We start from the raw sequence: 19,332 nt of genomic DNA on the forward strand, positions 1-19,332 counted from the left end.
ATGCGATACGGTTTACTGGCCGTCCTCCTGATCGGTGCTGTGACTCTCGGTGGCTGCACTGAAGGCGTGCTCGATCCGAAAGGGCCAATCGCGCTGGCCGAGCGACAAATTCTGTTCAACGCGCTCGGCATCATGCTGGCGATCGTGATCCCGGTAATCCTGGCGACACTTGGTTTCGCCGTCTGGTTTCGTGCATCGAACGAACGTGCGCGCTATCGGCCGGAGTTTACATACTCCGGACGTCTTGAGTTGCTTGTCTGGTCCATCCCCGGGATGACGGTGCTCCTGGTCGGCGGCGTCGCATGGATCGGCGCACACGATCTCGATCCGGCAAAGCCAATCAGCTCAGCAGTCAAGCCTGTCAACGTTCAGGTCGTCTCGCTCGACTGGAAATGGTTGTTCATCTATCCGGAGCGGGGCATCGCGAGCGTCAACAAGCTGGTCGTGCCGGTTGGGACGCCGATCAGCTTCGAACTGACCTCGTCGAGCGTCATGAACAGCTTCTTCGTGCCTCAGCTCGGGAGCCAGATCTACACAATGTCGGGAATGGCGACCCGCCTCCACCTGCAGGCGGACCATCTCGGAACCTATCCAGGGATCTCCGCGATGTTCAGTGGGGACGGCTTTCCCGACATGCACTTCACGGTCGATGCAGTGACAGACGATCGGTTTGCGCAATGGGTTCGGCAGACCGGTGAAACCGGTTCGGTCCTCGATAAGCAGGCTTACGGCGATCTGGTCAAGCCGAGCAAGGCAGTCGCGCCGTTCACCTATCGTGGCGTCGCCTCCGATCTGTTCAGCAGCATCGTAAACGCCGGGATGGGCACCCAAGACGCTTCCATATCAGTTTGTTCAACCTCGCAGAGGGCAGAGCGATGAATCTCCTTGGAAAGCTCGATTGGAGCGCGATTCCTCTCCATGAGCCGATCATCATGGGTGCAACGGGCTTCATGGTCCTGGTCGTACTCGTCGTTCTCGGATTTGTCACGGCGAAGGGAGCCTGGCCCTATCTGTGGCGCGAGTGGCTCACCTCGGTCGACCACAAGCGGATAGGCGCCATGTATTGCATACTGGCGCTCGTCATGATGCTGCGCGGCTTCAGCGATGCGATCATGATCCGCGCGCAGCAGGCACTCGCAGCCGGCGGTGCACAAGGTTATCTGCCGCCCGACCATTTCAATCAGATTTTTTCGGCGCACGGTACGATCATGATTTTGTTCATGGCGATGCCGTTCGTGGTAGGGCTCATGAACTTCGCAGTACCGCTGCAACTCGGCGTTCGCGATGTCGCATTCCCTACGCTCAATTCCGTCAGCTTCTGGCTGACCGCCTCGGGCGCGTTGTTGGTCAACGTTTCGCTGGCGGTCGGTGAGTTCTCGAGGGCCGGGTGGTGGGGTTATCCCCCACTGAGCGAATTGCAATACTCGCCCGGCGTCGGCGTCGACTACTATCTCTGGTCGCTGCAAATCTCCGGGCTCGGCACCTTGCTGGCGGGAATAAATTTCGTCACGACCATCTTCAAGCTGCGGGCACCGGGGATGGGCTATATGCGGATGCCGGTCTTCTGCTGGACCGCGCTTGCTGCCAACCTGCTCATTGTCGCGGCTTTTCCGGTCCTGACCGCGACGCTCGCGATGCTGGCGCTGGATCGCTATCTCGGCTTTCACTTCTTCACGCTCGAAGGCCAGGGCAATCAGATGTTGTACTCCAACCTGTTCTGGGTGTGGGGGCACCCCGAGGTCTACATCCTGATCCTGCCGGCGTTCGGCGTCTTCTCGGAAGTGATGGCGACCTTCTCCGGCAAGCCGTTGTTCGGCTATCGCTCGATGGTCGCCGCGACCATGGCGATCTGTGTCCTCTCCTTCCTGGTCTGGCTGCACCACTTCTTCACAATGGGCGCCAGCGCGAACGTCAACGGCTTCTTCGGCGTCATGAGCATGATCATCGCCTTGCCGACGGGTGCGAAGATCTTCAACTGGCTGTTCACGATGTACGGCGGCCGGGTTCGTTTCTCGGTACCGGTGCTGTGGTCAATTGGGTTCATGGTGACTTTCGTCATCGGCGGCATGACAGGCGTGCTCATGGCGGTGCCTCCGGCCGACTTCCAGCTCCACAACAGCGTGTTCCTGGTCGCGCACTTCCACAATGTCGCCATCGGCGGCGTCGTGTTCGGCGTGATGGCCGGGTACAATTACTGGTTCCCCAAGGCGTTTGGGTTCAAGCTTGACGAACGCTGGGGCAGAGCCTCGTTCTGGTGCTGGTTCGTCGGCTTCTATGTCGCCTTCATGCCGCTCTACGTGCTCGGCCTGATGGGCATGACCCGACGCATGCAACACTATGACAATCTGTCGTGGCAGCCGTGGTTGATTGCGGCAGCACTCGGCACCGCCATCATCCTTGTCGGTGTCGTGTGCCAGATCGTGCAACTTGTGGTGTCGATCCGTCATCGCGAAGAATTGCGGGACGTGACCGGTGATCCCTGGAACGGCCGCACGCTCGAATGGGCGACGGCGTCGCCGGCACCGGCATGGAATTTTGCGTTCCAGCCCAAGGTCGCCGGATTGGATGCGTTCTGGAGCAGCAAAAGTCGCGCACTGGCGACAAGGGACGAGCCGACGCCGGCGCGCAATTACGAGCCCGTCGAGATGCCGAAGAACAGCGCCACCGGCTTTGTGACGGCCTTCTTCGCAGTCGTTATCGGCTTTGCACTGATCTGGCACATCTGGTGGCTGGCCGGTGTGGGGATGTTCGGCGCATTCGTGACGCTACTTGCCTTCTCATTCCGCCGACACAACGAAATTGAGGTGCCGGCCGAGGAGATTGCCCGGTTCGTACAGGCCCACCAGGCTGGAGTTGCAGCATGAATATCGCCGTCGCAATTGATCAGATTCCGCAGGAGGCACTGCCAAGTGCGAGTGAAGCGGGACCTGCTCCAAAGCGGATCGTGGTCGCCTATGGCTTCTGGATCTTCCTGCTGAGCGACATCATCATGTTCGCCGCGCTGTTCGCGAGCTACGCGGTCCTCGTGCGCTCCACGGCCGGCGGGCCGACCGGCGCGCAGCTGTTCAATCAGACCACGGTCGCGATCGAGACGGCTTGCCTTCTCTTTTCGAGCTATACTTGCGGGCTGATGTCCCTGGCGGTCAATTCGCGCCGCTATTTCAGGACCTATTTGGGAGCGCTGATCACCTTCGTGCTCGGAGCCATATTCCTTGGTCTCGAGATCCGCGAATTCCTGGGCATGATCGCCATCGGCGCGGCGCCGCAGCGGAGTGCATTCCTGTCCGCGTTCTTCACGTTGGTCGGATGCCACGGCCTGCACGTTACGCTCGGATTGGTTTGGCTGACCGTGATGATGGTGCAGGTTGCGGTATTTGGATTCGCTGCGAGGGTGCAGCATCGCCTGCTCTGCTTCTCGTTGTTCTGGCACGCGCTCGATATCGTCTGGGTCGGGGTACTGACCGTGGTTTATCTGATGGGAGTGAGTTCATGACCGAGGTTCGACACGAACGTGCACCCGGAGACAGGCCGAGCCGCGAGATGGACGCATCGGCTCCATCCGAGCTTCTCGTCTACACGATCGGCCTGCTCGTGGCGGTTCTTCTCACGGCCACGTCGTTCTGGGCTGCAAACACGACGCTGCTCTGGCCAGGCGGCGTAGTCCTCGGTCTCGCCGTCCTCGCCATTGCCCAAATGGGCATTCACCTGGTGTTTTTCCTGCACATCACTAGCGGGCCGGAAAGCACCAACAACGTGCTCGCGCTCGCCTTTGGCGCTCTCATCGTATTCGTCGTGATCGCCGGCACGATGTGGATCGTGGCAGACATGAACACGAACATGATGATGCCGTCGAGCATGCCGATGGGCATGAAGATGCAACACTGAAGGGCGTCGCGGGGATGGCTGCCGCCAATTGAGCGTCGGGGCGCTGTGGTTTTCGAGGGGGCGGCGTCCTCGACCTGCCGGGCGGCGCGACCGCCGTTTCAGGGCAGGATCAGATCGAATGCGTCTCAAGCGTCAGGCGCGATCGCTGCGCCAGGCGCTGTCGATCAAGGCGGAGGCGACGTCCACAGTCAGCATCGACCACGCGATCGCGAACTCAAACGGGCTCATCGAAACGACCGGTCCGACGAGGCCGCTCACCGTCATTCGTCTGGGGTAGCACTCGATCCCGCAATAGCGCTTTGAGCTGGAAAGATCATGCAAATAGCCCCGTTCCAGCGGTCGCGAACACGCAGCACAGATAGCTGGATTGCGCGGCATCATGTTGTTTACCACCACAAACGTCAACGTGGGAATCGGCATCCAATAATCTGCCTATCTCGTGGTGCGTTTGCGAGTGCTATTGGTGTCTCTAGCGCCGGGCATCTGCGTGAATTCCACCTGGATCACCTGCCTGCAAGCGTCGCTGAGTTCGGAGTTACGCTCTCTGAGACAAATCGTTATGTCATCTGCGCTGGGGATGAACGCACTGCAAAGTCTGAACACGTCGGGCGTACATGCCTGGCGCTGTTCCGGTGTTCCTTGCGAAAGCGAGGGCGCGGGCCAGGCCGTTGCGAGCAGCAAGGACAGAGACACGCACGACCGCGTCAATGAGGTCGGCTGCTGTGGTATCCATCTGTTTCGAGTTTTCGTTGTCATCGAGAGTCCCGCGTTGGTGGGGTGGCCTCATCAAGGGGATATCGATACGCGTTTGCCGAGCCGCGGGCTTGTCGCGAAACGTCAGCGTTTGTAGGTTTCGGCCCTGCTGCGGCCCTTCGCCTCCTCGGATGGACTTGCGGAGGATCGGGCCATTCCCGAGGTTGTCAGGCTCATCCGGTTTGTATCAACGTCGGGTGCGCGCGAACCGCCAAATCGTCACACATTTGTTCAAGCGTCGATGTCGCCTCAACGCTAACGTTCTATGTTGGAATGATGCGCCTGATACGGACTGCTGGTGGGGCGAGCAAATGCTCAAGGGATTTACGGCTCCTCGGTCGCCTCGGGGTGTTGCTGCATTGGTCCCGTCGCCACCCTGGCACTTCGCAGGCGACGTGCTCGCGGTGGAGTTCTGGAATGATCCCGACGTGTCGGTCCAAATCCTCCCGACGGGTGTCGAGCTTGATGAGCAATGTCGAGGCCACTCCGTTGCACTCTTCACGGACTATCAGTTCACGGCGCAGAACGATGAGCATCTGGATCCGGCCAGGTATCAGTGTCGCGGCTTCAGCGTTCTGCTCGATGCGATGTGGAAGGGAAAACCCATAGCGTGGTGCCCATACTGTTATGTCGACAACGACGCTGCATTGATGAGAGGCTGGATCCAGGGATATCCGAGAAAGTTCGGCACTGTGCATCAGACCCGCACCTTTGCCGCCGCGAGCATGGCTTCGGCGCCACTCGCCCATGATGGCAGGTTCTCGGCGTGCATGTCCGCTCATGGCCGTCTGCTGGTGCAGGCCAGCGTCACCTTGCGAGAGAAAGCCGAACGTCTCGTCGGGTTTCTCGATCGCCGGATTGTGGGGCGGCGGTATTTTCCACGACTATCCGCGGGCATGCACGACAAGCCGGCCGTGGATGAACTGGTCCGATGCGTTTCGGATCAACCTCTGATTACGAACATCTGGATCGGGGAGGCTGATCTCAATTTTCCGGAAGCCTATGGTGAGGAGCTGGAAATGCTGGGGCCGCTCAAGGTGGGGCGCGGATATCGGTTCTCGTTTTCCTACTCGGTCACCGACATCGAGGTTCTGGCGGACCTAACTGCGTAGCACTCGGCTGATGCCAACAGGCGTGTTCCGGATTGCGGCAGGAATCAACAAACCGGCGCATTTCAATCAAATCAAGCGGGGCTGGTTCCGGTAGCCTCTATGCCGAAAGCGATGCATCAGGACACGGGAATGCTGAAGGGCTTTACAGTTCCGAAGTCGCCATTCGGCCAGGCCGCTCTCACTCCGCCGCCACCCTGGCACTACGCTGGCGATGCTGTCGGAGTCGAATTCTGGGCCGACCCCGACGCGACAGCAGCGACATTGCCGAATGGTCTTTCCCCGGATCCTGAGTCAAACGGCCACGCCGTCATGCTGTTCCTGGATTGGCAATTCACCGCCCAGGACGACGAATACCTCGAACCGGCTCGCTATCAATATCGCGAGGCGTTTGTCCTGGTCGACGCAATGTATGCTGACGTACCGGTCATGTGGTGCCCGTACATCTATGTCGACAATGACGCTGCGCTGGCGCGCGGCTGGACGCAGGGATTTCCGCAGAAGACCGGGAGCGTCTTTCAGACGCGCTCCTTTGCGGTCTCTGGGCCCGCCGCGGCGCCGATCGTGCCCGGCAGCCGGTTTGGCGCCAGCCTCTCGGCGCATGGGCAGCGTCTTGCGGAGGCGTGCGTCACCTTGCACAAGCCGGTCGAAGATGGATTGTCTCTGCTCACTCGCCCCACAGTCTTGCTGCGATACTTCCCGAGCCTGGCGGCCGGCCGCCGGGACAGGCCTGCCGTCGACGAGCTGGCGATGTCAGTCACCGACAATCTCACCGTTGCCGGTGCATGGATCGGAACAGGAGAGCTCAATTTTCCGGATGCGAACGGTGAGGAGCTCCACTCGCTCGCGCCGCGTCGGATCGAGTCGGGCTTCCGGTACTCGCTTTCCTATTCGACCAGCGATCTGAAGATCCTTGATGACCGCGCTGTATAAGTGACCGCTCGCGCCGGGACGGCGAAGTGCACAGCCGCCGCTTCGCCAGGAGGTCGCCGGAGCGCCGCCGTCGGCGGCGATCTTGTTGAAAATGAAAGATTCTTTCGCGTCTGTGAACGTTTGCCCAGTAAGCGGGCATTTGCTCCAATTTAACTGTTCAGAACGTTACTTAACAAGCCAAGGGGCTCCCCTTGCTGCACTCTCTCGCCGATCCGGGCTGTCGGGCTAAGCGTCGAGGGAATGAATATGACAGGACTTCCGGCTACCGCCCCAGAATCTTCCCTCGCATCCGACCAACAATTCAACTTGGTTGCGAGTAGCCTGGCCACGCTGCTTGAAACGGCGAGGCGAGAGCTGGAGCGTGATCGAGATGCGGCGAGGGTATCGCTGGCGACGGCATCCCACATCCTGCAAGCGGAGATCGAGCGATGTTCGGGCGCTAGCGGCTCCGCAAGGGGCGGTCTGGCGGCCTGGCAGATCTTGCGCGTGCGAGCTTACATCGACAGCAATCTGCACCGCACCATTCACATCCGGGATCTCAGTGCGGTCGCACGTCGAAGCCCGGCGCACTTTTCCCGGAAGTTCAAACTGGCTGTTGGGGAATCGCCGCATGCCTATGTGGTGCGAAGGCGCCTGGAGCGAGCCTGCCACCTGATGATGACCAGTGCGGCCCCACTGAGCGAAATAGCCCTGAGCGTTGGCTTTTCCGATCAGGCGCACCTATGTAGGCTCTTCAGGCAAGCTTTTGGCCGGAGCCCGGCCAATTGGCGACGCGAGCGCGGCATCCCCGACGAGGTCAGCTCAAGACCCGGCTTGGACGGGAATATCCCATGAGCGATCAGCGCGGCAAAGTGCTGAGCTTCGGCCCTTTCGAGCTGTCGATCGGGGGCAGGATTCTGACGAATGGCGCAGAGACCGTATCGCTTGGCGCGCGCGCCATGGACCTTCTCATTGTCCTGGTGGAGCAAGCCAACAAGGTCGTCGGCAAGAGAACCCTGATCGAGAGCGTTTGGCCGGAGAGCGGAGTTGAACAAGTCAGCCTGCGCGTTCATATCTCGGCGCTACGCAAAGCTCTCAATCAGAGTGACCCTGGCCGGCGCTATATCGCGAACGTGCCCGGGCGAGGGTACAGCTTCGTCGTACCGGTAACGTCAGCTTCCCTGCCAATGTCGGGGGATCTCAATCCATCTTCGAGGCCCCGACTGCCTGCGCGCTTGGTTCGGATGCTCGGACGAAGAGAGGCGCTCGCCACGATCCAGATGAAGCTGGCCGAGCAGAAATTTGTGACGATCGTCGGCCCCGGCGGGATTGGTAAAACCACCGTAGCGGTGGCGGTTGCCCACGAAATGAGCGCCACCTTCAATGGCCAGATCTATTTTGTCGACCTGAGCGCTCTGGGCGGCGCTTCACGCGTCGCTCCAGCAATAGCGGCAGCACTTGGCGTGTCGGTACAAACGAGCAATGTCGTACCAGCCCTGATTGATCGGCTGCAGGGAAGGTCAATGCTCATCATTCTGGACTGTTGCGAACACCTTATCGATGAGGCGTCGACCGTGGCGGAAGAACTGATCTGCCGTGTCCCGACACTGCATCTGCTCGCGACCAGCCGGGAGGCGATGCGAGTTGAAGGTGAACAGATCTACGAACTCTGCGCGCTCGAATGCCCTGGGGAAGACAACACCGAGTCGGCGCACGACGCGCTGCAATATCCCGCGGTCCAACTGCTGGTCGATCGCGTGCGGGCCGTACGCGGTGACTTCGAGCTAACCGATGCGGATGCGCCGATTGCGGCAAGGATCTGCCGGCGGCTTGACGGAATTCCATTGGCAATCGAACTCGCCGCCGGCAGAATTGACATATTTGGCCTTAGCAAGGCAGCAAGCTTACTTGACGACCGGCTAAACCTGTCATGGGTGGGGCGCAGAACGGCGTTGCCGAAGCATCAGACCTTGAACGCCACGCTGGAATGGAGCTACGACCTGCTTGGCGTGACCGAGAAGCGCGTCCTGAGCCGGCTCAGTGTTTTCGCCGGCGGATTTACGTTCGAAGCAGCGGTCGCAGTGGTCGCTGACGAAATGATAGATGAAGCAAACGTCTCGGATTGTATTTGGGAGCTCCGCTCGAAATCGATGATTGCTGCTCAGGGACAGGGCGCGAGGCTCCGCTTGCTCGACACCACACGTGCCTTTGCGTCACAACGGCTCGCCGAAAGCGCCGATGAGGTCGGTTTGCGCCGCCGTCACGCCCTCTACTTCGGCGACCTGTTCAAACAGGGGTCTTCATTGGACATTCCCGAGAGGCTCCAGGCGCTCGGGGTCGAGATCGGCAATGTCAGAGCGGCTCTGAACTGGGCTTTCTCGGTCGAAGGTGATGCGAAAATTGGCGTTGAACTTGCAGCCGCCTCGGCAAGCACCTGGATGGCAATGGCCCTTCTTACCGAATGCCGGGATTGGATGACGAAGGCCATCGGCCGGCTCGACAATGCGAGTGCCGGCTCGCGCCAAGAAATGATCGTTCAGTCCGCGCTCGCCAGTTGCATGATGTTCACGGATGGCATGACCGAAGAGTCGTACGCAAGCTGGGAAAAAGCGTGCCTTCTTGCCGAGTGCCTTAACGACATCGAATGCCAGCTCGATTCCCTGCTTGTTCTTTGGGCCCACCAGATCCGGCTTCCAAGTTATGCCGAGGCGACGGACTTGGCAGATCGATGCGGCGATGTCGCTGCTTCGAGCGGCAATCGTGGCGCGATCGCAATGGCCAACTACATGCGTGGCGTAACGTACCACCACAGTGGGCGAATATTACAGGCTGAAGCTTGCTTTGAGTTGTCCCTGCACCGCGACGACGAAGCGTCCCGTCGGTCTCTCATCACCCGGTTTGGCTACGATCGGAAAGTCGACGCCCTGGCCGTACTGGCCAATGTGACCTGGCTCCGGGGCTGTCCTGATCAGGCGCGGCGCCTCAAACTGACGTCGATCGCTGAGGCACGCCAGTTGGATCACGCGGTACCGCTCTGCGTGGCGCTGGCTTGGGCAAGCTTCAATACCTATCTGGCAAGTCCGGACGATCCCGAGACCGAATCGCTTGCCAACGAACTTGTCGACCACGCCGGAAAATACAATGTGGAGAGCTACCAGGGCCTCGGCCTCGCCATGCAGGCTCTCTGCGGCGTCAGGCGGGGCGAGGGCGATGCAGCTTCTGCGACGCTCTACCGAGGCTTGGAGAAGTTGTCCGCGGCGCGATATGGAGTCTTCAATTGGTTTCTGCAAGCGGAGTTCGCAAGATGCGCGGCCGTCGCGGGTCATCCGCAGCTGGGGCTTGCCATCTTCGAACGGGCCAAGATCAATCTTGACGAGACCCAATGGTACGCCGCAGAATTGCGTCGCATCAGAGGCGAACTGGCCCTGTACAACGACGAGGGACTTGAAATCGCCAGACAGTATTTTCTGTCGGCGCTCGAACTCTCCGGCAGTCAAGCCAGCTTATCGTGGGAGCTCAGGGCCGCGACCAGCCTGGCCGCGGCGGAAAAATCGGCCGAGTTGAAGGAGCGGGCGTGGCAAACCTTGCAGTTCACCCACGCAAAATTCCGGGAAGGCCTTGATAGCGTCGATCTACGGTTGGCCAAGCAGGTACTAGCCGTTTCACATCTGCACGATGGCGCCGCCAACTCGATGCACTGAGGCTTGTCGCTGGAGAAGGTTTGGGGTAACCCTCGATGGGCCGGGTGTATTTGCTCAAGACCGACGACGAACGGTGCAATCACCGAACGTCGCGCTCTTGGCGGAATAGATTATGTCGGTCCAACCAATTGGCTCATCGCGTGCAGTCCGGCTTCGGTTTGGCCCGTTCGAGCTGAATGTCGCCGAGCGCTCGCTGAGCAAGGCGGGCCAGATCCTTCCATTGGGCGGCAGAGCCTACGACATTCTGATAGCTCTGCTCGAAAATGCCGGTGAGGTCGTCCCCAAGTCCGAACTGATCGCCAGGGTATGGCCTGACGTAACCGTCGAGGAAGGCAGTCTTCGCGTCCATCTATCGGCGTTGCGCAAGACACTGGGCGATGGTCAATTTGGTAACAAGTACATCGCGAACATCCAGGGCCGTGGGTATAGATTCATTGCGCCGGTCACGCCACTTCCCGCGGCCCTCGACAGCGGTAACGCATCTTCGGGATTGTCCAGCTTGCCGCCCGCATTGGGCCGCATGGTTGGCCGCAGCAAGGTCGTCCTTGAGATTCAGCGTTTGCTCCAGACTGACCAGCGCCTCACGACTATTTTGGGTGCCGGCGGCATAGGCAAGACCACGGTTGCCCTGTCAGTTGGGCACGCGGCGCTTGCTGATTTCTCCGGGGCGGTATTCTTTGTCGATCTTTCAACGGTGACCGACAACGAGCAAGTCATCGGTGCTGTCGCTTCCGCCGTCGGGCTCGTCCCGCAGCCAGCCGATCCGAAGGAGGCGCTGCTCAATTTCCTTAGCGCTCGCAAGGCGCTTATCGTTCTCGATAGCTGCGAACATCTCATCGAGAGATCCGCGGAGATAGTCGACTATATTGTCCGGAATACCCCCGCCGTCTACATACTCGCGACCAGCAGGGAAGCCTTGCGCGTTCCTGGTGAACGCGTATTTCGTCTTTGTCCACTGGACTGCCCGCCGGAGCAGCCGCAGCCGACTGCGTCAGAGGTGCTTGCCTATCCGGCCGCACGGTTGTTTGCCGAACGCGTCAGTGCTCGCCGCGGCAGCTTTTCGCTTAGTGACGACGAAGCTCCCATGGTTGGCGAGATTTGCCGCAAGCTTGACGGCATTGCGCTCGCTATCGAACTCGCCGCCGGAAGGGCCGCTGTCTTCGGCGTCGGGAATACCGTGGCAAGGTTGGGTTCGCGCATCGATCTCCTGAAGTTCGGTCGCCGGACGGCGAATCCTCGGCATCAGACGCTCAAGGCGACGCTGGACTGGAGCCACGATCACCTGTCCGAGGCCGAACGGATTGTGCTGCGACGGGTCGCGATCTTTATCGGGCCCTTTTCATTGGAAGCGGCGTGTACGGTTGCAGAGCAGGAGGGTATTGACCGGTCCGAGATCGAGGGAACGGTCGCAAACCTTGTCAACAAATCGCTCATCGTGGCGTGGCCCAGCTATCGACGGATGCTTTATCGATTGCTCGACACGACGCGCTCCTATGCCCTGGAGAAACTCGCGGCGAGCGGCGAACACAATTCCATGGCGGCGCGTCACGCGAGCCATTTGAGCCGGTCATTGGAGGACAGCCGGGACAATCTTTTCGACCTGGAGTCCGGACGGCCTCCGGGGAGCGAGATACAGCACTATCTGGGAGACGTCCGAGCCGCGCTTGAATGGAGCTTTGGCCCCGGTGGAAACGGCGGCGCGGCCATACGACTGGCGGCGGCGGCCTCGCGTCTGTTTCTGGCCAAGTCGCTTTTCGTGGAGTGCCGGGACTGGATGGAGAAGGCGATCAATCGGATTGCTGCGGACTGCTACCCGCGAGACCAGATGGAAGTCCACGCTTCGCTTGCCTTGTCGCTGATGTTTACCGCCGGGAACAGTGAGAGGGTTCGCGATGCCTTCAATACGGCGTTGACGTTCGCAGAGCGGCACGACGATGCCTACCAGCAACTGCGTCTTCTCAGCGGGCTGTCGATGTATCTTCATCGTACGATCGACGCGGCGGGCAGCCTTGAAGTTGCGCGACGCGCGGAGTCGGTCGCGGACAAGACCGGAAATCCGGAAGATGCGGCGCTTGCGGATTCGATGCTGGGAGCCGCCTATTATATGCTTGCGGACCACGTCCGCGCGCCAAAATACCTCGAACGGGCTCTGCACAGGTCGCCGGCTTCCCGACGGTTCAACGCAACTCAATATCTGTTCGATTTGCGAACCACCTCGCTGTTCAACCTTACCCGGTCACATTGGTTCGCTGGCAATCTCGATAGAGCCGCGGATTATGCCGAAAGAACCATCGAGGAGGCTGAGAGATCGGATCATCCGATCGCTCTGTGTCGAGCTCTCATGCTGACGATGCCTTTCTATTTCTGGATTGACGATTTGGAGCAGGTCGAACCGAACCTCTCCGCGCTCGAACTGACTGCGGAGAAGTATTCGCTGGAGCCATTCCGGGCTGTCGCCATGGGACTTAGGGGGCGCTATCTGGTCCGTGTCGGCCGGACGGAAGATGGTATGCGTCATCTGCGGGACGGCCTGGAAAAACTGCGGGTCCTGCGATACGAAATGCTTGTAACGGATTTCGTCTCCGAATTCGCGATCGGTCTGGCAAGACAAAACGAGCGCGCGGAAGCGCTGGCTCTCATTGACGCTTCGATCGCCACGCAGCTCGGATCGAACAGGCCTCTTCACCTTCCGGCGCTGTTGCTGGCGAAAGGCTCGGCCTTTGTGTGCGGAGAGCCTCAACAGCTTGGTCTGGCTGCGGAGTGTTTCGGGGAAGCGATGACCCTAGCCGGGCAACAATCGGCGCTTTCGTTCGAGCTGCGGGCAGGATTGGAGCTTGCGCGGATTTGGATTGATCGGGGTCTAACCCGAAAGGCCCACGATCTCATCGGAGCCATCTACGGCCGGTTTACCGAGGGCTTCGAAACGCCGGATCTCATGTCGGCGAGGCTGGTCCTCGAGCAGACGCGCGTTCGTGCGCGACAAGCCGGATGACGGGGCGAAGCTTCACCGCGTGGTGACAATGCCGAGGGTCTGCGCGCGTGACACGGCCTGCGCGCGCTTCTCCACACCCAGCTTGGTGAAAACGCTCTTGAGATGCGACTTCACCGTCTCGGGACCGATATCAAGGCTTCGGGCGATTTCCTTGTTGGACAATCCATCCGCGATCCGCGTGAGAATGTCGGTCTCGCGACGGCTCAATGCGCTGAGAATCCGTGCGCTCGAGCTTGGCGCCGCGTGATCCTGTCGTGCCCGTTGCAGGCCCGCCGCGAGCCGATCGACGTAAGGGATCATATCCGCTTTGACGTGTCCGCCCTCGCGGGACACTCGGAGAAGTTCGGAAACGACCGGACCCTCGTCCACGATGGTCTGATAAAGGCCGGCCGCCGAACACGCGGCAAGCACCCGGCGGAAGCGGCTCACAGCTTCCACGGCCTTGCCCGCACCGAGCTGAACTGCCGACTGGCGGATCGCAATGCTGATCAGGAACTGACGGTGCTCCATGGCTTCGGCTTCGTGCTGCAATTGTTGCAGGATTGAAATGGCCTCGTCGGGATGCGCTTGCTGGCCCAGCAGATGAGCGCGGGTCAATCTGTGGTACCATCCAATCTCCGACCAGGCGCTAGGCCTCGGTGCGGGGTATTTCCATGCCAGGCGTTCGAGGCGATCGACGCATGCGGCGGCTTCATCCAGCCGGCCATCGTTCAAATAGAGCCGCGCCTGCTCCGCGATCACGCCGGCCGAGAGCCTGCCCCAATCCCGCGCGACGCCGAGATTTTCAGCTCGCTCCAAGAGGGTGCGGGCCCGCTCGAAGTTCATCCGCGCCGCAGCGACCCGGGAAATCACGAAATAAGTGCTCCACACGCAGTCGAGCATCGTCCCCGAATTGATCAGCGGGACGCGATCGATGACCCAGGCCTCCGCTTCATCGAGCAGGCCTTGCTCGTACTTGATTCGCGCGATCAGGCTTGCAGGCAACGCCGCGGCAACTGAATTCGGCCCGACATCCTGCTCGGCGATCCGAAAGCCCTCGCGATAGTGCTCATCTGCCGCCGCGAGACGTATCTGCCGCTCTTCTGCGAGCCCGTTCAGGCAGTGCCGATACACCGAGGCAAATACGTTCCTGCGATCCTCCTCGACCGAATAGGGAATCCACGGCGTCGCGTGGAATTGCTTGAGGTTGCCCGCCTTCATATGACTGAAGCGAACGACGTTCGAGGCGACGTTCGCGGTCCAGGGATCGGATGAACGGTTCACGCAATCCTGCGCCAGGGGCAGCGGGCTCTCGCTGTCATCCTTCAGCGCGATGGCGACCGAGCGGATCGCCTGGCATTCGCACAGGAGGTTCGCATCGGGCAGAGGCGTTGCAGCGATATCACCTTCGATGTCGGTTGCGAGCTTCAGGGCCTCGTCAAAACGAAGCGCGAGCGCTAATCCCCAGGCGATCGCCAACCGGACCTCGCACTGGCCTCGCATGAGCTCGTCAGGAAACTGGCGCTGCCATTCCAGCAAGGTGAAGAGATCGCCTCTCTTGATCAAAGCCATGGCGCAATTGTTGATCCAGCCGATTGCACGGTCAGAAGCGCCGGCCGCAATCGCGTGCTGGACCGCCTCGGTCCACAATTCGTGGGAGGCATACCAAAGAGCCGCGCGCCCGTGCAGTTGGGGAACTTCAATGCCGCGGTCCGCCTCTAGCCGCTGTCGCAGATATTCGGCAAGCAGCGTGTGATAGCGAAACCAGACACCGTCATTGTCGAGCGGCGTGAGCAGCATTTGGCGCTGGGCAAGCGATGCCAGGATTGCGCGGCTCGAGCCCAAACCCGTCACGGCTTCGCATAGAGGACCGGAGAGACGATCGAGAATGGCCGTTCGCAGCATGAAGTCGACCAGCTCGACCGGAAGTCCATCTAGCATCTCGGTCAGGTAGGCGGCGATTGGACGCTGCGAACCCGAGAGATTGTGGACATACTCCTTCAGGCCGGATCCGGATTGCGAAGGCATGGAGGAGATAATTCGAAGCGCCGCGGGCCACCCTTCGGTCTTGCGCTGCAGGAGTTGAATGTCGAGGATTTCCAGAACTCCGGGCTTGGTACCGTCCAGAAATGCCTTTGTCTCCTGCATGTCGAACCGCAGCGCCTCGGCGTCGATCTCGATCAGCTGGTTCTGGGCGCGCAAGGTTGCGAGCGGCAGCGCAGGTTCGGTACGCGTCGTCAGCACCACGTGACAGTGGGACGGCGCGTGCTTCAAAAAATACGAAACGGTCTGATGGATGCGGGAAGCGCTGACCCAGTGATAGTCCTCGAGAAATAAGTAAACGTCATCCTCGATCTCGGCTAGGTCGTTGATCAGGCTCGACAGGATCGCCGTTGGATCGATCAGATTGTTCTCGAGAATCAGCCCGATCGCGCCGGTGCCGACGTCCGGGCAGGCGTGGTGCAGGGCCTGCGAAACGTAAAACAGAAACCGCGTGGCCTCGTCGTCGTCCGGATCAATCGTCAGCCACGCAACGGCATTGCCGTCTTGCTCGAGCGTCTCGGCCCAGGTGGCCGCCAGTGAGCTCTTGCCGAAGCCAGCCGGAGCCTTGATGACGCCAAGTCGCTTGGCCAGAAGCTCGGACAAGATGGTGAGGAGCCGGGGGCGCGCGACCAGCCCACCGAATCGTGCCGGCAAGATCTTGGTCGCGAGAAATGGCAGCCGCCCCCCGCCGGGCAAGGGGCCCGTTCCATGAGCCGGATGGCTGGAGTGCGGCTGGATCAAGGGCTCCCCCTAACCACGTCGGTCCTCCCCCCATTCGGGGGATGCAAACAATGGCGAAAGTGTACGATCTCTGTCAGCGAGAGGGAAGCGCCGGGCATTGTCGGTTGTATGCAGTCCGCATTGCCGGTCGCCGCGTGCTGATCCCTGAAAGTTCGCGCGTGAAGCCGAAAGCAAGCTGATGTCTATCAAGAACGCACGCTTGGGTTTCGCGCGGACCACTGAACATCCAGGAAAAGCACCCCAAGCCCGTGCCAAGAGCCATGGCTGACGACGAGCCTCGTGGGAATCTGCTGTTTGGCCCCTTCGAGCTTTCGAGCAAAGAGAGGGCGCTTCGGCGCGACGGCGTGGCGCAGTCCCTCGGCAGCAGGGCCCTCGACATCCTGATCTACCTTGCCGAGCGCCCCGGCAAGGTGATCGCAAAGCAGGAGTTGATCGATCACGTCTGGCCGGACGTGACGGTCGAAGAGGGGAGCATCCGGGTCCACGTAGCCGCGATTCGCAAGGCGCTTGGCGACGGCCAATTCGGCAACCGCTACATCGCAAACATCAAGGGACGGGGCTACTCGTTCGTCGGCGCATTGGCCTCCCTTGGGGGTGCCACGGAAAGCAGGACCGCCAGGTCCGGGCGGCAAGGCAGGCTTCCGGTGCGACCGATCATGATGATCGGACGCGAGACGCTCGTCACCGAGGTCGGCGACAGGCTTCGGAATGACCGGTTCGTGACACTGCTCGGCCCCGGCGGCATCGGCAAGACAACCATCGCTCTGGCCGTCGGCCGCGTCGTCGCCCAGGCGATCGGCAGAGAGATCTATTTTGTCGATCTGGAAAGCCTCACCGATCCTCACCATGTCGCTGCGGCCGTTGCGACCTCCTTGGGGCTTTCACTCAAATCGAAAGATCCTGGCCCGGAGCTGGTCGACCTCATCCGGTCGCGGAAGCTCCTCATCATACTCGACAGCTGCGAGCATGTGATCGAGGCGGTCGCCTCGCTTGCCGAACAACTCTATCAGCAAACGGAACGGATTCATGTTCTGACCACGAGCCGGGAATTGTTGAAAGTCGAGGGTGAACATTGCTGCCGGGTTCCTCCTCTCGATTTTCCACCAGACGACTCGGAGCAGACTGCAAATGCAGTGCTGCGATATCCGGCAGTGCAGCTGTTCGTACGGCGCGTGGCCATGCGGGCAGGTCGCGTCGTTCTCACCGACAAGGAGGCGCCATTCGTCTCGGACATATGCCGAAAGCTGGATGGGATTCCGCTGGCGATCGAGCTGGCCGCGGGGCAGGTCGCCGCCCTTGGCCTCGAGAACACGGTTGATCTCCTGGTGTCCCGGCTGGAATTGCTGCGACTGAGCCATCGAACGGCAGTCGCCAGGCATCGGACGCTCAAGGCGACACTGGATTGGAGCTACGATCTGCTGTCCGACGCGGAGAGGATCGTCTTTCGACGCATCGCTCCTTTCGTCGGACATTTCACCCTCGATGGCGCGCGGTCTGTCGCCGGTGAACCCGGTGTGGGAGTCGAGGATATTTTCGACGCCGTTGCCGGGCTGGTCGAGAAGTCATTGATAGCAACTCGGATCGATGTCGCGCAGGCGCAGTATCGCCTGCCGAACACGACCCGGGCATACGCACTGGAAAAACTGGAAGAACACGACGAAGTCGATATGGTCTTCGGTCGGCATGCGGAATACCTCGCCGGACATCTCGAAACACTGAGGGAGGCTCTATCGAGCCTGCCAGGCGTTGAAAGAGCCGCGGCCTATTCCGACCAATTGAGCAACGTCCGTGCGGCCCTCGAATGGAGCTTTGGACCGCGCGGCGATGCCGAGACGGCAACGAGACTGGCCGCCGCTTCCACACAGGTGTTTCTGGAGTTGTCGTTGCTGATCGAGTGCCAGGCATGGGCCGAGCGCGCAATGGCAGACCTGGGAAGCCCGCATCAATACTCCCGCTTCGCCATGGAGATCTCCGCATCAATCCCGCTGGCTTTGATGCATACCGAAAGCAGCGATCAACGCGTGCGGATTGCTTTCGCGAACGCGCTGGATATTGCAGTCGAGCAGGGCGATCTAGCTCAGGAGCTGAGGGTTCTAAGCGGTCTTTTCATGTATTCGCACTGGACCATGGACATCCGAGGTGCGAGCGAGATCGCCACCCGGAGCAAGAAACTGGCGTCGACAACGGGAACTCACGACGACATGGCGCTGGCGGAAGCAATGCTGGCGGCCTCCGAACATCTGTCGGGAAATCATCTCGCCACACAGCTACATTGCGAAGCCGGTCTCCGGCACCTGGCGTCCAGACCGCGTTCTCGATCGGAACCATATCTCTTTCATTATACGAGCTTCCTGCTCGTCGGCATGACACGTTCGCTCCTGTACAGGGGCTTGCTCGACCAATCGCTGGACTACGCAAGGCGCGCCAGAGAGGAGGCCAAGAGGTCAGGCAACCCCGCCACGTTGTGCCGATCCCTGGCTTTGGTTCTTCCTGTGTTTCTGGCCATGGCGGACCTGAGTCAATCAGATCAGTACATCGGTGAGCTGAGTGAGCTCTCCGTCGCGCATTCCCTGATGCCATATCGCGCCATAGCGGCTGGCCTGAAGGGCCAATGGCTGCTTCTTCAGGACATGCGCATCGAAGCGATCCAATTGTTGAAGAGTGCTCTGGATGAGCTTCACGTCCAGAATCAAGAGATGCTGAACATGGATTTTACCTGCGATCTGGCCGAGGCGCTTGCGGATCTTGGTGAGCATGAGCAGGCACTGACCCTCACGGCGAATGCAATCGAGCAACAGCGGCGCGCCGGAAAATTGTTGCACATGCCCGCCCTGTTCAGGATGAAAGGGCGCATCCTGGCGTCTCGATCTGCGGAGGATCATTTCGACGCCAAAGAAAGCCTGCTGTCGGCAATCGACTGGGCCAAACGCCAATCCGCCACCCTGTTCGAATTGACGGCCGCGACGGACCTGGCCGGGCTGTTGCTGAAACAGGACCGCTTGCCGGAAGCTTATGAATATCTCAGCGCGAGTCTTGATCGCGTGCCGGCCGGAATTTCATTTCCTGCCCGCAACCGCGCGGTTCAAATGCTCGGTCAACTCCGATCCGGAGCCGAGGACGTCGGCTGAAAGGTGCGCCATCCGAAGCCGTGCGCCGTCTGCGCAGGCGGGTTCAAGTCCTCGCATTTTGATCCAAGCCCTGACAGCACAGTGGGCGC

General features: G+C 60.5%; 12 protein-coding genes. 10 read left to right on the forward strand and 2 right to left on the reverse strand.

Translation table 11 applies throughout. From position 1 onward, the window contains the following. From cyoA to cyoD, 4 genes are read left to right on the forward strand one after another with little or no spacing between them, the layout of a single operon-like run. Positions 1 to 879, forward strand: a complete 879-nt coding sequence (cyoA, locus tag AC5ZFO_RS06035) for a ubiquinol oxidase subunit II (RefSeq protein WP_496121863.1) — start codon at positions 1 to 3, stop codon at positions 877 to 879. Further along, the gene (gene cyoB / locus AC5ZFO_RS06040) at positions 876 to 2,864 is read left to right on the forward strand and encodes a cytochrome o ubiquinol oxidase subunit I (RefSeq protein WP_496121709.1); all 1,989 of its coding nucleotides are present in this window, start codon (positions 876 to 878) and stop codon (positions 2,862 to 2,864) included. Before cyoA ends, cyoB begins: the two co-directional genes overlap by 4 nt. Next, entirely contained in the window at positions 2,861 to 3,493 is a 633-nt protein-coding gene (locus tag AC5ZFO_RS06045) for a cytochrome (ubi)quinol oxidase subunit III (RefSeq protein WP_496121711.1), read from the forward strand. The genes cyoB and AC5ZFO_RS06045 overlap by 4 nt, the downstream gene beginning before the upstream one ends. Then, complete coding sequence (gene cyoD / locus AC5ZFO_RS06050) at positions 3,490 to 3,885, forward strand: cytochrome o ubiquinol oxidase subunit IV (RefSeq protein ID WP_496121713.1); 396 nt, start codon at positions 3,490 to 3,492, stop codon at positions 3,883 to 3,885. The genes AC5ZFO_RS06045 and cyoD overlap by 4 nt, the downstream gene beginning before the upstream one ends. A 132-nt stretch (positions 3,886 to 4,017) precedes the next feature. Here cyoD and AC5ZFO_RS06055 read toward each other — a convergent pair whose 3' ends face one another. Then, entirely contained in the window at positions 4,018 to 4,305 is a 288-nt protein-coding gene (locus AC5ZFO_RS06055) for a hypothetical protein (RefSeq protein ID WP_496121715.1), read from the reverse strand. A gap of 644 nt (positions 4,306 to 4,949) precedes the next feature. Between AC5ZFO_RS06055 and AC5ZFO_RS06060 the strand changes: the two genes are divergently transcribed. From AC5ZFO_RS06060 to AC5ZFO_RS06080, 5 genes are all read left to right on the forward strand, one after another. After that, on the forward strand, positions 4,950 to 5,750 hold the full coding sequence (locus AC5ZFO_RS06060) for an acetoacetate decarboxylase family protein (RefSeq protein ID WP_496121717.1): 801 nt from the start codon (positions 4,950 to 4,952) through the stop codon (positions 5,748 to 5,750). A gap of 129 nt (positions 5,751 to 5,879) precedes the next feature. Then, positions 5,880 to 6,680, forward strand: coding sequence for an acetoacetate decarboxylase family protein (locus AC5ZFO_RS06065; RefSeq protein ID WP_496121719.1), 801 nt, complete (start codon positions 5,880 to 5,882; stop codon positions 6,678 to 6,680). A 246-nt stretch (positions 6,681 to 6,926) separates the two neighbouring features. Then, positions 6,927 to 7,514 (forward strand): helix-turn-helix domain-containing protein, encoded by a 588-nt coding sequence (locus tag AC5ZFO_RS06070; RefSeq protein ID WP_496121721.1) that lies wholly within the window; start codon positions 6,927 to 6,929, stop codon positions 7,512 to 7,514. Then, positions 7,511 to 10,360 carry an ATP-binding protein gene (locus tag AC5ZFO_RS06075; RefSeq protein ID WP_496121723.1) on the forward strand — a complete coding sequence of 950 codons (2,850 nt, stop codon included), beginning with the start codon at positions 7,511 to 7,513 and terminating at the stop codon, positions 10,358 to 10,360. Before AC5ZFO_RS06070 ends, AC5ZFO_RS06075 begins: the two co-directional genes overlap by 4 nt. 112 nt (positions 10,361 to 10,472) lie before the next feature. Continuing rightward, positions 10,473 to 13,352 (forward strand): ATP-binding protein, encoded by a 2,880-nt coding sequence (locus tag AC5ZFO_RS06080; protein ID WP_496121725.1) that lies wholly within the window; start codon positions 10,473 to 10,475, stop codon positions 13,350 to 13,352. Positions 13,353 to 13,364: 12 nt separating this feature from the next. Here the strand turns inward: AC5ZFO_RS06080 and AC5ZFO_RS06085 are convergent, their stop codons facing one another. Then, positions 13,365 to 16,115, reverse strand: a complete 2,751-nt coding sequence (locus AC5ZFO_RS06085; protein WP_496121727.1) for a winged helix-turn-helix domain-containing protein — start codon at positions 16,113 to 16,115, stop codon at positions 13,365 to 13,367. Between the two features lie 260 nt (positions 16,116 to 16,375). On the opposite strand from AC5ZFO_RS06085, the gene AC5ZFO_RS06090 reads away from it, so the two are divergent. Continuing rightward, complete coding sequence (locus tag AC5ZFO_RS06090; RefSeq protein WP_282518309.1) at positions 16,376 to 19,243, forward strand: ATP-binding protein; 2,868 nt, start codon at positions 16,376 to 16,378, stop codon at positions 19,241 to 19,243. Positions 19,244 to 19,332 lie beyond the last annotated feature (89 nt).

The sequence above is a fragment of the Bradyrhizobium sp. Unk1 genome, from assembly GCF_059512345.1.

Bases quoted from the DNA above. Each gene is read 5' to 3' on its own strand.
- cyoA (WP_496121863.1), top strand. From the start codon at position 1: ATGCGATACGGTTTACTGGCCGTCCTCCTGATCGGTGCTGTGACTCTC.
- cyoB (WP_496121709.1), top strand. From the start codon at position 876: ATGAATCTCCTTGGAAAGCTCGATTGGAGCGCGATTCCTCTCCATGAG.
- AC5ZFO_RS06045 (WP_496121711.1), top strand. From the start codon at position 2,861: ATGAATATCGCCGTCGCAATTGATCAGATTCCGCAGGAGGCACTGCCA.
- cyoD (WP_496121713.1), top strand. From the start codon at position 3,490: ATGACCGAGGTTCGACACGAACGTGCACCCGGAGACAGGCCGAGCCGC.
- AC5ZFO_RS06055 (WP_496121715.1), bottom strand. From the start codon at position 4,305: ATGCCGATTCCCACGTTGACGTTTGTGGTGGTAAACAACATGATGCCG.
- AC5ZFO_RS06060 (WP_496121717.1), top strand. From the start codon at position 4,950: ATGCTCAAGGGATTTACGGCTCCTCGGTCGCCTCGGGGTGTTGCTGCA.
- AC5ZFO_RS06065 (WP_496121719.1), top strand. From the start codon at position 5,880: ATGCTGAAGGGCTTTACAGTTCCGAAGTCGCCATTCGGCCAGGCCGCT.
- AC5ZFO_RS06070 (WP_496121721.1), top strand. From the start codon at position 6,927: ATGACAGGACTTCCGGCTACCGCCCCAGAATCTTCCCTCGCATCCGAC.
- AC5ZFO_RS06075 (WP_496121723.1), top strand. From the start codon at position 7,511: ATGAGCGATCAGCGCGGCAAAGTGCTGAGCTTCGGCCCTTTCGAGCTG.
- AC5ZFO_RS06080 (WP_496121725.1), top strand. From the start codon at position 10,473: ATGTCGGTCCAACCAATTGGCTCATCGCGTGCAGTCCGGCTTCGGTTT.
- AC5ZFO_RS06090 (WP_282518309.1), top strand. From the start codon at position 16,376: ATGGCTGACGACGAGCCTCGTGGGAATCTGCTGTTTGGCCCCTTCGAG.